Below are 12752 nucleotides of genomic sequence, written 5' to 3' on the forward strand. Positions count from 1 at the left end.
TGTTTATAAAGACTTTGTCTCGCACTTGATCTTAGTCCCGTATCCTGAATCGCCCAACGAGTCCTCGACCTCCGTCACCAACCAACCGGTACCGTCGATCTGGGGTTTCCAGCCCTGCAGCGTGATGGGTGTCTCGGGTGTGATGTCGGCGCGCCCGTGGGCCATGGTCAGCTCAAACTCTGCCGTGCCGCGCTGGATGCGCCGCAGCTCCGACTTTGCGGCCTCGAGGGCGTCCGCTTCGCTCGCGTAAGTAGCACGCAGATCCTTGAACTTATCCCCTTCGCCGGCGATTGCCGTCTGGCGCTTGCTGCCGGCTTTATCGTTCCAGTGCGCGCGCACGCCGGTGTAGCTGTCTCGATCCGTCTGGCTATAACGGTGCTGGTCGCCATCGCGGCGGGTGAGGGTGACGCCGGGCAGTTTGAGCCCGCTGGCCGTGAGCGCCTCGCCGGCGAGGGTGAACAGCATGCGTTCGGATTTGACGGCAGCGATGGCGTCATAACGCTGGCCCAGCCGGGTCAGGAAATTGAGATCGCTCTCGTCGGTCTGGTCGATGTGGCCCAGCCGGATACCGCGCAGGGTGTCGCCAATCACCGGCGAGAGTTCGTGCCGCTTGGCGATGGTGTCGACGATGTCGCCCAGGGTGATGTCATGCCAGCTCTGGCTGCGCTTGCCGGGCAGCAGGTTGCGCATGTCGGCGGCGCGGGCGCGAATAGTGAGCCGGTCAGGGCTGCCGCTGTGCTCGATCTCATCGACGATGAACACGCCCCGGTCGAGCAGCCCCTCATCCTGCCAGCCGATGGCGACCGTCAATTTTGCGCCTTTCGGCGGCAGTTCGAGCTGGCCGTCATGATCGGTCAGTGTGAGGTCGAGCTGGTCGGCCTCCTGACCGCGCTGGCTGGTGATGGTCAGATTGATCAGCCGGCCATTGATGCGTGGCGTAATGTCCTGCCCGGCGATGGTGATGCGGTAGCCGGGGCGGCGATATTGCGGCTGCTCTCTCATACGAACGCCCCGACCAGCCGCGCGCCGGTGTAGATCGTCAGATCCCCGATCATGTCGGTGCGCTCGTCATCGACGTGTTCAAGCGTGAGGCTGAACTCGATTTTCGCGGCGGCGCCGTCGCGGTAGAGCGTGCTGCTGGTCTCGTCGACGCCAGTGATCACCCACAGCCCGTACTGGCGACCGGTGCCCTCGACCAGCGGCCACGCCCGACCCTGATCGGCCATGTCGCGGATCTCGTCGAGGTTTAGCCTGCCGCCGGTGAACTCGGGCAGCAGGGTGCCCGAGAGGGTGATGGTGTCGGTACCGGGGCCGAGGTACTGATACGCGGGACGGTCGCCGACGCGGGACTGGCTGGCGTGGCGCCACTCGGTGCGGCGCTGCAGTTCCTGGTAAGGTACCGTATTTGTCTGAAATACGAACATACCTAAGGCCATAAGCATGAGTAAATCCTCGATGGAAAAGACATCTTTAAAAGCGGCTCTGGGCAGTCGTTTTATATCGCAGTGGTTATCTGGCTTGGTTGTGATCCAACTTTTTGTAGGTTTGGTTAGCAATTATTACGAGCCCAGCAACATAGAATTTATAAGCAGTATTAAAAGTCTGAGGGTTGATATATTTATTACCCTTGGTGTCGGAATGCTGACTCTATTGACCTTCCGTAAAGGCGATACCCTTTCTGTTGCGTGTGCCGCCTTGTTTTCGATCACTCTGGCTCTGTCATCCGGAGTAATGCAGCTCATACCTGCGGACGTAAGGATTCCTGAAGATTTTTTTGGTCAAACTCTGATCTTTCTCCCTCTTACTTCGATGCTGTCATCTCTTATTTGCATGTCTTTAAATCTCATCTGGGCGGTATTTAAAGCAGTGTGAATTTATTAATCCCTATCCATCATGGATGAACGGCTACGCGCGCCCTGATTGCGCTGCGCCTGCGCCAGTGCGCGCTGCACTTCGCGGGCCACGTATTGGGCGAGCTGGCGCTCGTCCATGCCCGGCGAGGCCGTGATATGGATGTCGCCCAGGGTGATGCTCTGATCGACGCGCTGCTGGCCACCACCAGCGGCGAGTGGGGGCCGGGTATCAAAGCGGATTGGCTCCGATGACGTGATCGAGGGCATGGCTGCTGCTGGCAGGGCCATGGCACCAAGCGCCAGTCCGGAACCGGCCTGTCGGGCGCGGTTGGCGATGTCGGTGATGCTTTTGGCGGGGTCATCGCGCTGGCGATCAAGGCCCAGCGTCAGACCGTCGACGGTGTGGCCACCCAGCGCAGCGAACACGCGCGACGGCGAGTGAATATCCAGCTTGTCCTTGAACCAGCCCGTCACGCTGTCAGCGATGCCGACCACGCTATTTTTCAGCTCACCGAGCTTGCCAAACAGACCGCCAATCAGGCCGTCGATGATCGTCCCGCCCAGCGACTTGAACTGCTCGGGCACCTCAATGCCGAGCGCTGACAGCGCACTGGTGATGCCTCTTTGCAGCAGGCCCAGCGGCGACCAGTCGAGGATCAATCGCGAAATGCCGCCGATGCCACCATCGAACGCGGCTTTAACGTCCTGCCAGCGCTGGCCGAACCACTCGCTGATTGCGCTCCAGTTCTTGTAAACGAGGTACGCGGCCCCGGCGAGGACGGCGACGGCAGCGACGATGCCGAGAATGATCCACGTCATCGGGTTGGCGAGCAGGGCGATACCTGCCTTGCCGATGGACGTGGCCATGAACAGAAAGCCGCGTCCAGTGGCCAGCAGCCCCTTGCCGAGCGCCGGCAGAATTTTGCTGGTGAGCGAATAGATCTTGCCGCCGAGGCCGCCGGTCTTAATGCCCAGCATGTTTAAGCCATAGCGCACGGTGACAATCGGGCCGAGCAGTGAGGCCAGCATGATGGTGAATGCCCCGCCCGCGGCGACCAGTGCCGCCGTGCCAGCGGCGACTTTGGCGATGGTGCCGGCCAGCTTCGGGTTTTCCTTGATCCAGTTGCCGACCGCTCGGGTGATCTCGGTGATCGACTGGATGAGATCGCGCAGGGCGCCATCGTTGGTGTCGGTGATGCTGATACCGACTTCCTCCCACGCTGAGCGCAGGTTCTTGAGATCGCCACCGATGTTGTCGGCCATGACGCTGGCCATCTCGGCATTTTCGCCATACGACTTGCTCAGATTGTCGATCAGCTTATCCAGCTGGCCACTGCTCATCTGGTTGACCAGCTCGGCCATGCCGCTGCCGGCCTCTGCACCAAACAGCTCTTGCAGCGCGGCCTTGCGCTCGACGTTGCCCATGTCTGCCGTGGCGGCGTAGATGTCGCGCAGGATGTCGGGCATCGCGCGCATGTTGCCCTCGGCGTCAGCGACCTTGAGGCCCAGATCGTCCATGACGGCAGATGCGGCGGCGGTGGGTTTGGTCAGGCGGTCCATCATGGCACGCATGGTGGTGCCGGCCTGGCTGCCCTGAATGCCGATGTTCCCCAGCAGGCCGGCCATGGCGCCGGCTTCTTCCAGCGTCAGGCCCAGATCGGACCCGGCGCCGAGGTATTTCATGGTTTCGCCGAGCATTTCCAGATCGACATTGGCGCGGCTGGCCGTGCCCGACAGCACGTCCGCCACGCGCTGCATGCCGCCGGCGGCCTCGACATCGATCTTGAACCCGCCGGCGATGTTGGAAGCAATATCAGCGGTGCGCCCCAGCTCGGTGTTATTGGCCAGCGCGAGGTTCAGAACGTCACGCATGGATGATTGGATGGCCTCGGCGCTCATGCCGGCGCGCAGCAGGAATTCCTGACCGCTGCCGACCTCACCCGCGCTGAATGCGGTCGAGCCGCCGAGGTCGCGGGACTGCTGTTTAAGGGCCTTAAAGCGCTCATCGTCAGCCGAGAATCGGCCCACCGCCTGAACGGTGCTCATCTGCTCGCCCCAGCCAATGCCGGGAGCGAGCAGACGCGCGCCGCCGTAGAGCGCCGCACCGCCGGTGGCCAGTCCGGTAAATCCGGCACTGCGCATGGTGTTGGCGCGCCCGAGGCCACGCTGGTACCGATCCGCCGCCTGCTGGGCTTTCTTCTGCGCCTGCGTGACTTCATTCATGCGGCGCTTTTGGGTTTCCAGCGCCTCATTGGCCTGCCGGATCTGGCCGGCCAGCTTCTTCTCGCTGCCGGTCAGATCGTCGGTGCTGGTGCCGCCGGCTCTGAGGCTGGTGCGCAGCTCGCCGAGGCGACGGCGCTGATCGCCCAAGGTGCTATTGAGCCGCTCAACTTCGTGCTGGGCCTTGAGAAACCTCTGCTGGAATTGCCTTGTCGGGGCGTCGACGTTTTTCAGCTCGGTGCGCAGGTTGCGCATGCGCTCCTGCGCGCGGGCGAGCGCGTCGCTGTTATCGCGCGTGACTTCTTTCAGCTTACGAAACGAGGAGAGGTCTTTCTGCTGGCGTTCGAGCTGGCGCAGCTGCTCGCGGCTGGCCTTGAGGGCTTCGGCGGTTTTGCCGCTGCCCTGGGTGATCTTTTTCAGGGGGCCGGTGGCTTTATCGACTGCGTCGAGAATGACCTGCAGCTTGAGATCGCGCGCCATGGGAGTCCTCGGGATTGGATCGCTTACGGGCGCGCTCGCGCCAGTCCATCAGTTCGCGCAGGCTGAACTCTGCGCAGTCGGCGGGGGTCCAGTGAAACACGATGGCCAGATCGGCCATCGCGTCCTCAACGGATGCAGGGAGATTTATGCGGCTTCGCCCTTCGCCCGCTTCGTCAGCAAAAAACCGGCGATCTCGCCGCCGCACTGGACCAGATCCGCCGGGTCCATGTTGCGCACCTCGTGCTCGGTCAGGCTGGGCGCTGACAGGCGCGGGATGAGCTTAATCAGGGCATCGGTCTGTAGCTGCAGCACGTCAGAAAGATTGACGCCGCGCAGCTCACCGGCGGTGGGCTTGCGCAGGGTGACGCTGTCGATGCTCTGCTCGCCGCGTTTGACGGGGCTATCCAGCTCGATGGCATCAGAGACGTGGGCGGTGGTGGCTTTCTCTTTGGCCTGGGCCATGGTCTTTCTCCAGTTGATGCGCGGCATTTGGGCGCCGCTTGCGATGAAATAAACCAGTACCGCAGGAATGCCGCAGACCCAGCTCGGTATCTCGTCGAACAGAAATGCGACGTAGATCCATTGCGAGACGAGGACCAACAGGGCGCAGATCGAGCCACGGGCAGCATTCATGCGTTTAATCCTTTATCAGGTGCCGAGGGCGCGGCGGCGCGCGGCCAGCCGATCGGTGCCGTTGACCTTGAACACGTAGTTCGGGATATCGATCTCGATTTTTGTCGAGCCGTCGATCACCAGCTTGTAATAGCTCAGCGTGGTGGTGATCTGGTGCTCGGTGTTCTCGCCGCTCTGGGCGTCGCCCATGTCGATCTCGGTGTGGCGACCGCGCATGACGACCTCGACGGACACGACCTCGTCGACGTCGTCGCGCTCGTAGCTGCCGGTCATGCGCAGCAGATCCGCGTCGAGGCGCGAGCTGCCGAAATTGTCGAAGATGCTTTCGACCAGACCGCCGACGGTCCAGCTACAGGTCATGAGACCGTCCTGCCCCATGTCGATGCCGACGGTGCCGTCCATGCCGCCGCCGCGCCATTCCTCGATCTTGCGGGTGAGGGTGGGCAGCGTGACGGACTGAACCTGCCCCTGATAGCTGTCGCCGTTGCCGAACAGGTTCATGCCCTTGAGCTTTTTGGGTAGTGCCATGGTTTATCTCCTGATCAGCCGGCGTTCACGCGGTCGGCGAAATCGGCCAGATAGGTGTCGGTGATGCGCTGCTGGAAGCCGAGGTCTTCCAGCGGGGGCACCGGGGTGTAGTCGTAATCGATGCGCAGCTTGCCGGCCTTGAGCGAGGTCTCGTCGTTGAGTTCTTCGTTCAGCCAGGCAGTGCCGTCGACGATCAGGCCCAGCGCCTTGAGTTCCGAAAACTTGGCGTTGATGCCTTCGATGATGTCGCGGGCAAGGCTGGGGTGCAGTGGCTTGTCGACCGCCCACATATGCGCCTCGGCGATGGTGTCCGCGAGGATCTGGGCGGTGCGGGTATAGTTTTCAAACGCGAACAGGGAGGTCGGGCCGGCGCAGGTGCGTGAGCCCCAGAAACGAAACCCGTCACGCTGGATCAGGGTGGTGACGTCAGCGGCGTTGAGGATGCCGGCGTCGGTGTTGGGGTTTTGCAGCGACCAGAACACGTCTGCCGAAATGCCGGTCACGCCGTTGACGGCGACGTTACTGAGGGTTTTGTGCCAGCCGATCTCGCTGTCGATCTTGGCGCGCAGGCCGAGGGCGCAGGCGACGGCGCTGATAGTGGCCGTCTCGGCGGCGGCCACGTCGAACGCCTCGAACTCGGGCCAGATGATCATCAGCTCGCGCGCGCCGAACTGATCGCGGTAGGCGGTCACGTCCGAGATGGTGGTGCAGTCGTGAGCGTAGCTGTAGACGAACGCGCGCAGATCCTGCGCGATGCTGACCAGTGCCGTGGTGGCTGATTGATTGTCCAGCCCTGGTGCACCGAGGATGCGCGGCGTGACGCCGAGTGCGGCGCTGGCCGAGAGCAGCGCCTGCGCGCCGGTGCGGCACCCGTTTTCATCGACGGTGCCGATGACGTTGGCCGTGGTCTCATCCGCGTCGGCGCCTTCTTCGACGCGTACCGCGACGATGATGGGTTTGGTCTGGGACTCGATGGCCGTCAGCGTGCGGCGCAGGGTGCCCTGCGTGCCGGCCTTGCCGATAGCGGTCGAGACGTTGGTGATGAGTGTTGCGCGGTTGAGCGGGAAGGCTTGCGCGTCGGCATCAGCGGCGGTGCAGACGATGCCGATAACGGCGGTCGAGACCGTGCGGATAACGCGGGTGCCGTCGTTAATCTCAACAACGCGCACGCCGTGGTGGTATTGGTCGAGTGCCATGTCGGTACCTGATCAGGTGAGCGGGCAGGGTGATCCAGTGATGTGGTGACATGGTGTGTGGTGATGCGAGGCAGGGCGAGCGGCGGGCGTTGTAAAAGCGGGCGTTACAGATTTGGAGATTAAAAATGACAGGACTCGAATCAACGGCAGCTGGAATTGCGAAATGGGCCGTAAAAAGAGGATATGAGCATTTCACTATTCAACGCTTGGAGAAGGCATTGGATCGTGCAGAAAGAGGAGGAGTTTCAATTGTTGAACTCTGTGAAAGTGAACATCGCTTCGCACATTTTGTTCACATGGTTCGAGCATTGGAGAAATGCTCCAATCAGGAGATGGCAGATTACCTCATGGATTTGATGATCGGAGGAGTCAGGTCAGGTATGTCCGATGACACTCCGGATCTGTTTCAAATAGTGCTGGGTAGGCTCGGCTCTCTGACATGTCTTGAGGTACGAGTTATAGCCCAGATGCACTCAATGCAAATGTACGACGAGTCGTTCAGCTCTATTGCTAGAGAAAAACAAGAAAGATTGATTTCTTGCTTATCCCAACAAACTGGTTTCGATAAAGAGCTCGTTTGGAATCTGATTAAATCCATGCGTAGCAGTGGATTTATCGAATACGAGCAAGGGGGGTACATTGAATCCAGTACCCCCCTTCGCTTAACGAATTTATCCAGAGAGCTGATTTCGCTACTCCACTATCAGCATCAGCTCCTTTAAAATCGGATTTTTGGTTGCTACGAGCCCGTAGGTATTTTGTTGAGCTGATCGATATAGGGCCGGGCCGTTTCCATGAAGTTGGCATCATCGCCAGCGTCACGGATCGCGGCTTTACCGGCGAGGCGGATACGGCGCACGGCCTGCAGCAGCTCTTGTACCCGCGCGGCGGCCTCGGCGATCTGCTGCGCGGCGGCATCGATGGCCAGGCCCTCGGCAGCGGCATAGCTACGGATTGCGTCGGGCACCTCGCCCTCGGGGTTGTTGCGGTAATCGATCAGTGCCTGGGCGACCAGCTGATACTCGGCATTGAGATACTGGCCGACGGATCGGTCTGATGCGCGGATACGGTCGGCGGTGGCGTCGATCCAGTCAAAGGCGTTCTGGCGATGCTCGGAGACGGGCATAGGCGGCGGGGCCGGCGCATCAACCCATGCCGGCAGACCGTCATCATTTACGCCCAGCATCTTTCCTTTTGGCGGCGACTGGAGCGCAAACGTTTCATAGTCACCATACGCGACATCAATGATGTCATTGGGCAGCGTTCCGGCCTTTTTATATGCGTCCAGCCACTGCGCAGGATAAAACTCCAGCGCGGACGGGCTAAATTTCATGTTCATCGATCACCTCCCGAGGAAAAAGGCCGTGCCTCTGGCTGTGTAAGTTGTCCCTGCCGGACGACTCGCCAGCCCACAGCACCGTGCAGACCATGTTGAACGGTACCCGTCCAGCGTCATGTTTTCGATAAAGGACTCAGCGATATCGCCAAAACTGCCTACTCGTCCTAAACACTCGTTAGGGAACGGGATAGGCAGCGATCCTGAGGCTCCGTCGTCATGCATCACCACATTCATTCCGTTGGAAGTGTTCGTCCGGAGGGTGCCGCTGATAACAATTTCACACCATTGAAGAATCAAACCGCCGGGTAGCGGTTGTACACCGCGCCCCCCTAAACTCTGACCGCTCGTGAAATCATCGAGCGTCAGCAGCGGCGCAGCCCCCGCATCTTTTCGTGCCGCACTGCCGAGCATGGCAAGCACTGCTTGCACAGTGTCAGCCCCGCCGAATTTTTCGAGCGCCTCAACCAGCCCGATCTGACTGGAATCGTGCGCGTCTTCTTCCTTACGATGATCGTCGAGCTGGGCCTTGCCGCCGGCGGGCGTCTGGGCGGCTTTCGATTCTTCCCCCTTCTTTGACTCGGCGAGCGTAGCAAAGCGCATCATGCCGCTGTTTTTGGTGTCGGCGGCGGGGTGGTTGCGGCTTTTGGCGTGGGCATCGAGCTGATCATCGACGTACTGGCGCGAGGCCATCACCACGCTGGGGTCGATCCTGAGCGTCACCGCGCTGGTATCGGTGACTTCCATCACAAAGCGGATCGTCTGAGTGCGGGCGCTGCCCTCGGAGAGCTGCGGCTTGTAGGTCTCCGGGTAGTTGCCATACGCGATCAGATTGCCGTCGGTGTCATAGAGACCGACCTCGCGGATCGTCCAGCCGCCGACGTCGGCGGGCAGTACCTGCTCGACGACGGTCCAGTTCGGGTTGTCGTCATCGACTACGTTCTGGTTGATCGGGCCGCGCCGCACTTCGTTGACCAGGCGCGTGACGGTGGCGTCGGGGGTGGGCAGTTTGCCGCCGCCGTCACCGATGGCCATGGTGGCAATGGTCAGCGGTTCGCCGTAGGCGATGGCATTGGCCAGCAGGCCCTGCCCGGTTTTGGTCAGTAGCGTAAAGAACTGGCTCATGGGGCCTCGCTCATGGGGTAGATGGTGGTGGTGTCGAACGTCTCGACCGTGGCCGCGTGATAGAGCGCGCCGGTCGAGGCGATGAACTCGGGGGAATAGGGGTAGACGGTGGTGGTGTCGCCGTCGTGCATGGCCATGCCGACGTAGAGCGGGCCGCGCGTCTCGCCGAGCAGATCCAGTCCAACGATGTGGCGCGTGAGCGGTTTGGCGTCGAATACCAGCCGGGTCAGCTCGGTGTACATTTCATCGGTGATGCCGGTATCCAGCACGCCGATGCGCAGGGCGAACGTGCCCGGTCCCCCCTCGGGCACCATCTGCCACCATTCCTCGACTTCGAGCAGATAGCCGAGCGGCTCGACGACGCGGCGCAGGGCGCTGATCGTGCCCTTGCGCGAGTGGACGTAGAACGCAGCCCGCACAACGCCGCGCTTGGTGGCCTCGCTCCATGTGGTGTCCCAGCGATCCACGCTGAACGCCCAGGCGAGATAGGGCAGCAGGGGCAGCGGGCAGGCGTCCGGGTCCATAAGCGTGCGCAGCGGGACCGGCACGCGCTCAAGATCCGCGAGCGCGTCGGCGGCGAGGCGTTCGAGCGTTGTGCTATTGGCCGGCAGCAGCCTACTCATCGTTGCCCCCGAGCGTCAGGGTGACGCCGGTGCAGTGCGATGCCTGGCTGTCATCGAGTACCACGTCAGCCGCCGGGCTTGTCAGCTCGACGCGCTGGACGCCCTCGACGTGCAATGCGGCATAGACCGCTGACAGGCGGATATCGCGCCCGAGGCGCCGCTGCTCGGCGACGTAGGCTGATGCCCTGGCGCGTGATGCGGCAAGGATCGGTTCCTGCTCGGGGCCGGGGTAGAGATAGAGCGTGGCCTCGATGGCGTAATCGACAATCTCGGCCGACTGGACGGTGAGCCGGTCGCCGACCGGGCGCACGTCCTCGGCAGAGAGTGCCGCCGTGACGATGTCGAGCAGATCCTGCGTGGCCTCGCCGGTGCCGAGCTGGGACAGCACGGTGACGACGGCGACGCAGGGGCTGGGGCTGACGGCGGTAGCGTCGGCCACCCGACCATCGGCGCTTAGCGCGTGGAACACGTAGGCTCCGGTCGGGCCGGCCACGCTCAGGCCCTCGAATGCCCGCTGCGCGCGCAGGCGCAGGCGGGTGTCGCTCTCACACGTCGGCGGGACCGGCGGCACGGCGTCAGGATCGCCGGGGTCGATCATCAGGCGCTCGACGTTGAAATTCGCGGCGAGCTGATCGAGATCCGCACCGGTGGCGAATGCCAGCATGTTGGCGCGGGCGGCTTCGTTGACGCGCTGGCGCAGCACGCGCTCTCGCCACACGCTTTCCTGCAACAGCTTGTTGAGCGGCTCGGATTCCAGCGCCAGCTTTGCCCGAACATCTGCGCGCTCGTCTTCCGGGTAGAGCGAGATCAGGTGCTCCTTGCGCTCGGCGAGCAGGGCCTCCTCGTCGACGTTTTCGACTATGGCCGGCGCGGGCAGCTGAGAGAGATCGATCGGGCTGCTCATGCGTCACCTCGCAGGGGCACGGTCAGGTCGATGTTTTCCCCGGTATCGACGCGCCGCCCGGTGATGGTCAGCAGTAGACGCGCGGGCCGGTCGGGATCGATCAGGCGCTGCACCTGCTGGACACGCAGACGGGGTTCCCATTTCATGAGCGCCACGACCGTGGCCGAGTAGGCGCGCAGGGCGGTGGCACCGTTGAGCGGCTGGTCGATGAGATCCGGCAGCAGGCTGCCGTACTCGCGGCGCATGACGCGCGAGCCGATGGGCGTGGTCAGGATGTCGGCCACGCTTTGCCGGATATGTTCGACGCCGGACAGCGGGGCGCCGGTGGTGCGATCCATGCCGCTCATTGTGGTGGCCCCGAGGTATCCGAGCCGGATTTAACGCCGGTGGTTTTGTGATTGACCAGGCTGATGCCGGACGCGACGACATCGGCGGGCGTGGTGATGCCCTCGGTGACGTGCAGCGGGCCGGTGATGGTGACGCCGGCAGGTGCGGTAATGGCCGCCGAGCCGGGCAGATCCGCGCGCAGGTGGCTGGCCGCGTGGTCGTACTCGATCACGGCGCCGTCGGGCATGTCCCATCGGGTCAGGTTCGGGTCATCGCTCACAGCCGGGTGGGCGTTGCTGTTGATGGCGCCCAGCACCACGGCGCCGGCCAGCTCGCCGCCGGGGGCGAGCAGCAGTACCTGCTCGCCCTCGGTCGGCGGGTTCCATGTGCGGGTTTGCCCGGCGCGGGATTCCAGCCACGGCAGCCAGTCGGTGAGCAGCTCGCCGGTGGTGACACGGACGCGCGCGGCGGCGTGATCGATCTCGGCAACGGTGCCGAGTCGGATCAGGTTGTGCAGGAGTCGGGCGAGTTCGACGGGGTGCATCAAGGCTCCGAGCGATAAACGGGTATGCGGCTATCGTCGGCAGGTATGAGGGATGATGCGAGCGGCGGGCGTTGTAAAAGCAATGGGGACAACGTTAATTAAAAAATGTAGCATCAATATTTTCTAATTGAGTGTGTCTCAAGCTTGAATGCATTGAGGTTTGGCTTGTCTGATTTCAGGAAGAGAATGTGAAGAAACTGCCAATTGCGACCCGGTTCTACTGCGCCATTATCGTTGGGCTTTTCGTATGGATATGTTTCCTTATAGGCATTATCTCAAATGCTCGAATGGGGATAGTTCATGATGCTCCTTTTTTGGGATGGTCATTTGATACCCGTACTCTGCTCAGCATCTTGTCTGTTGTCTTTATGGCCTCCATCGTAATGGGGGTTGCGGCCTTTTTTATTGAGAAACGTTTTGGCCCCAAGGTTGCGATGATACCGATGATTGGTGTTTTTATGGCGGCATATTGGAGCCCCTATGTACCACAGGATCAAACCGATCGGTTCGCAATCAAAAATTCAAGCGTACGCTCTGTGGATACAGTCAAAATGTATGGGCCAAAAAATGAAACGATGAAAGCTCTTACCCCACTGCTGGTCACCCGAGGTGTGGAGTTTGATTCAAATGAGCCTGAAGTGGAGTGCCCCAAATACCTCTATGAAAAAAGAGGGGCTACTTTCAATATAAAGGTCTTTCAGTTTGATATTGATCATGGGAGCAGCAGTTTTAACAGCCAATATGCCGCATCGGATATAGGAACCTCCTACCGAAAAGAGTCATGCCTTGGCTATCGTGAAAGGCTTTTTGCCAATTACGACTGGCAAAAAATCGACAAAAAGACATTGTCAGAATGGATTGAAAAAGGTTATCTATCTAAATATTATTATTCAGATACTTGGACCGTTTATCGTGCTGAATAAGTTTTGAACGTGTTTTCGTACGATATTGCCTTGGATATTGAATAAACAACGCCCCGCAAT

16 protein-coding genes are annotated in these 12752 nt (G+C 61.1%); 3 read left to right on the forward strand and 13 right to left on the reverse strand.

Features of this window, described 5'->3' with window-relative positions:
• Positions 1-3: 3 nt before the first annotated feature.
• Positions 4-1002 carry a phage late control D family protein gene (locus ACUN8C_RS01685; RefSeq protein WP_445620648.1) on the reverse strand — a complete coding sequence of 333 codons (999 nt, stop codon included), beginning with the start codon at positions 1000-1002 and terminating at the stop codon, positions 4-6.
• Positions 999-1442, reverse strand: coding sequence for a phage tail protein (locus ACUN8C_RS01690; protein WP_445620649.1), 444 nt, complete (start codon positions 1440-1442; stop codon positions 999-1001). The genes ACUN8C_RS01685 and ACUN8C_RS01690 overlap by 4 nt, the downstream gene beginning before the upstream one ends.
• On the opposite strand from ACUN8C_RS01690, the gene ACUN8C_RS01695 reads away from it, so the two are divergent.
• Positions 1441-1872 (forward strand): hypothetical protein, encoded by a 432-nt coding sequence (locus ACUN8C_RS01695; RefSeq protein ID WP_445620650.1) that lies wholly within the window; start codon positions 1441-1443, stop codon positions 1870-1872. The genes ACUN8C_RS01690 and ACUN8C_RS01695 overlap by 2 nt on opposite strands.
• 5 nt (positions 1873-1877) lie before the next feature.
• Here the strand turns inward: ACUN8C_RS01695 and ACUN8C_RS01700 are convergent, their stop codons facing one another.
• The 5 genes from ACUN8C_RS01700 to ACUN8C_RS01720 are packed head-to-tail and all read right to left on the reverse strand — an operon-like array spanning position 1878 to position 6910.
• Positions 1878-4553, reverse strand: coding sequence for a phage tail tape measure protein (locus ACUN8C_RS01700; protein WP_445620651.1), 2676 nt, complete (start codon positions 4551-4553; stop codon positions 1878-1880).
• Positions 4507-4671: a GpE family phage tail protein gene (locus ACUN8C_RS01705; RefSeq protein WP_445620652.1), complete on the reverse strand. Its 165-nt coding sequence runs from the start codon at positions 4669-4671 to the stop codon at positions 4507-4509. The genes ACUN8C_RS01700 and ACUN8C_RS01705 overlap by 47 nt, the downstream gene beginning before the upstream one ends.
• A 26-nt stretch (positions 4672-4697) precedes the next feature.
• The gene (locus tag ACUN8C_RS01710) at positions 4698-5186 is read right to left on the reverse strand and encodes a phage tail assembly protein (protein ID WP_445620653.1); all 489 of its coding nucleotides are present in this window, start codon (positions 5184-5186) and stop codon (positions 4698-4700) included.
• Between the two features lie 15 nt (positions 5187-5201).
• On the reverse strand, positions 5202-5714 hold the full coding sequence (locus tag ACUN8C_RS01715; protein ID WP_445620654.1) for a phage major tail tube protein: 513 nt from the start codon (positions 5712-5714) through the stop codon (positions 5202-5204).
• 14 nt (positions 5715-5728) lie between these two features.
• Positions 5729-6910 carry a phage tail sheath protein gene (locus ACUN8C_RS01720; RefSeq protein ID WP_445620655.1) on the reverse strand — a complete coding sequence of 394 codons (1182 nt, stop codon included), beginning with the start codon at positions 6908-6910 and terminating at the stop codon, positions 5729-5731.
• Between the two features lie 125 nt (positions 6911-7035).
• On the opposite strand from ACUN8C_RS01720, the gene ACUN8C_RS01725 reads away from it, so the two are divergent.
• On the forward strand, positions 7036-7632 hold the full coding sequence (locus ACUN8C_RS01725; RefSeq protein ID WP_445620656.1) for a hypothetical protein: 597 nt from the start codon (positions 7036-7038) through the stop codon (positions 7630-7632).
• Positions 7633-7649: 17 nt separating this feature from the next.
• Here ACUN8C_RS01725 and ACUN8C_RS01730 read toward each other — a convergent pair whose 3' ends face one another.
• The 6 genes from ACUN8C_RS01730 to ACUN8C_RS01755 are packed head-to-tail and all read right to left on the reverse strand — an operon-like array spanning position 7650 to position 11769.
• On the reverse strand, positions 7650-8249 hold the full coding sequence (locus ACUN8C_RS01730; protein ID WP_445620657.1) for a hypothetical protein: 600 nt from the start codon (positions 8247-8249) through the stop codon (positions 7650-7652).
• A 3-nt stretch (positions 8250-8252) separates the two neighbouring features.
• Positions 8253-9371, reverse strand: a complete 1119-nt coding sequence (locus ACUN8C_RS01735; protein ID WP_445620658.1) for a phage tail protein — start codon at positions 9369-9371, stop codon at positions 8253-8255.
• On the reverse strand, positions 9368-9994 hold the full coding sequence (locus ACUN8C_RS01740) for a phage tail protein I (RefSeq protein ID WP_445620659.1): 627 nt from the start codon (positions 9992-9994) through the stop codon (positions 9368-9370). Before ACUN8C_RS01740 ends, ACUN8C_RS01735 begins: the two co-directional genes overlap by 4 nt.
• Positions 9987-10898: a baseplate J/gp47 family protein gene (locus ACUN8C_RS01745; RefSeq protein WP_445620660.1), complete on the reverse strand. Its 912-nt coding sequence runs from the start codon at positions 10896-10898 to the stop codon at positions 9987-9989. Before ACUN8C_RS01745 ends, ACUN8C_RS01740 begins: the two co-directional genes overlap by 8 nt.
• Positions 10895-11236 (reverse strand): GPW/gp25 family protein, encoded by a 342-nt coding sequence (locus tag ACUN8C_RS01750; protein ID WP_445620661.1) that lies wholly within the window; start codon positions 11234-11236, stop codon positions 10895-10897. Before ACUN8C_RS01750 ends, ACUN8C_RS01745 begins: the two co-directional genes overlap by 4 nt.
• A gap of 5 nt (positions 11237-11241) precedes the next feature.
• The gene (locus ACUN8C_RS01755) at positions 11242-11769 is read right to left on the reverse strand and encodes a phage baseplate assembly protein V (protein ID WP_445620662.1); all 528 of its coding nucleotides are present in this window, start codon (positions 11767-11769) and stop codon (positions 11242-11244) included.
• A 188-nt stretch (positions 11770-11957) separates the two neighbouring features.
• Between ACUN8C_RS01755 and ACUN8C_RS01760 the strand changes: the two genes are divergently transcribed.
• Positions 11958-12692, forward strand: coding sequence for a hypothetical protein (locus ACUN8C_RS01760; RefSeq protein WP_445620663.1), 735 nt, complete (start codon positions 11958-11960; stop codon positions 12690-12692).
• The last annotated feature ends 60 nt before the right edge of the window (positions 12693-12752 follow it).

This window comes from Kushneria sp. Sum13, from assembly GCF_052692355.1.

Bases quoted from the DNA above. Each gene is read 5' to 3' on its own strand.
- ACUN8C_RS01685 (WP_445620648.1), bottom strand. From the start codon at position 1,002: ATGAGAGAGCAGCCGCAATATCGCCGCCCCGGCTACCGCATCACCATC.
- ACUN8C_RS01695 (WP_445620650.1), top strand. From the start codon at position 1,441: ATGAGTAAATCCTCGATGGAAAAGACATCTTTAAAAGCGGCTCTGGGC.
- ACUN8C_RS01690 (WP_445620649.1), bottom strand. From the start codon at position 1,442: ATGCTTATGGCCTTAGGTATGTTCGTATTTCAGACAAATACGGTACCT.
- ACUN8C_RS01700 (WP_445620651.1), bottom strand. From the start codon at position 4,553: ATGGCGCGCGATCTCAAGCTGCAGGTCATTCTCGACGCAGTCGATAAA.
- ACUN8C_RS01705 (WP_445620652.1), bottom strand. From the start codon at position 4,671: ATGGCCGATCTGGCCATCGTGTTTCACTGGACCCCCGCCGACTGCGCA.
- ACUN8C_RS01710 (WP_445620653.1), bottom strand. From the start codon at position 5,186: ATGAATGCTGCCCGTGGCTCGATCTGCGCCCTGTTGGTCCTCGTCTCG.
- ACUN8C_RS01715 (WP_445620654.1), bottom strand. From the start codon at position 5,714: ATGGCACTACCCAAAAAGCTCAAGGGCATGAACCTGTTCGGCAACGGC.
- ACUN8C_RS01720 (WP_445620655.1), bottom strand. From the start codon at position 6,910: ATGGCACTCGACCAATACCACCACGGCGTGCGCGTTGTTGAGATTAAC.
- ACUN8C_RS01725 (WP_445620656.1), top strand. From the start codon at position 7,036: ATGACAGGACTCGAATCAACGGCAGCTGGAATTGCGAAATGGGCCGTA.
- ACUN8C_RS01730 (WP_445620657.1), bottom strand. From the start codon at position 8,249: ATGAACATGAAATTTAGCCCGTCCGCGCTGGAGTTTTATCCTGCGCAG.
- ACUN8C_RS01735 (WP_445620658.1), bottom strand. From the start codon at position 9,371: ATGAGCCAGTTCTTTACGCTACTGACCAAAACCGGGCAGGGCCTGCTG.
- ACUN8C_RS01740 (WP_445620659.1), bottom strand. From the start codon at position 9,994: ATGAGTAGGCTGCTGCCGGCCAATAGCACAACGCTCGAACGCCTCGCC.
- ACUN8C_RS01745 (WP_445620660.1), bottom strand. From the start codon at position 10,898: ATGAGCAGCCCGATCGATCTCTCTCAGCTGCCCGCGCCGGCCATAGTC.
- ACUN8C_RS01750 (WP_445620661.1), bottom strand. From the start codon at position 11,236: ATGGATCGCACCACCGGCGCCCCGCTGTCCGGCGTCGAACATATCCGG.
- ACUN8C_RS01755 (WP_445620662.1), bottom strand. From the start codon at position 11,769: ATGCACCCCGTCGAACTCGCCCGACTCCTGCACAACCTGATCCGACTC.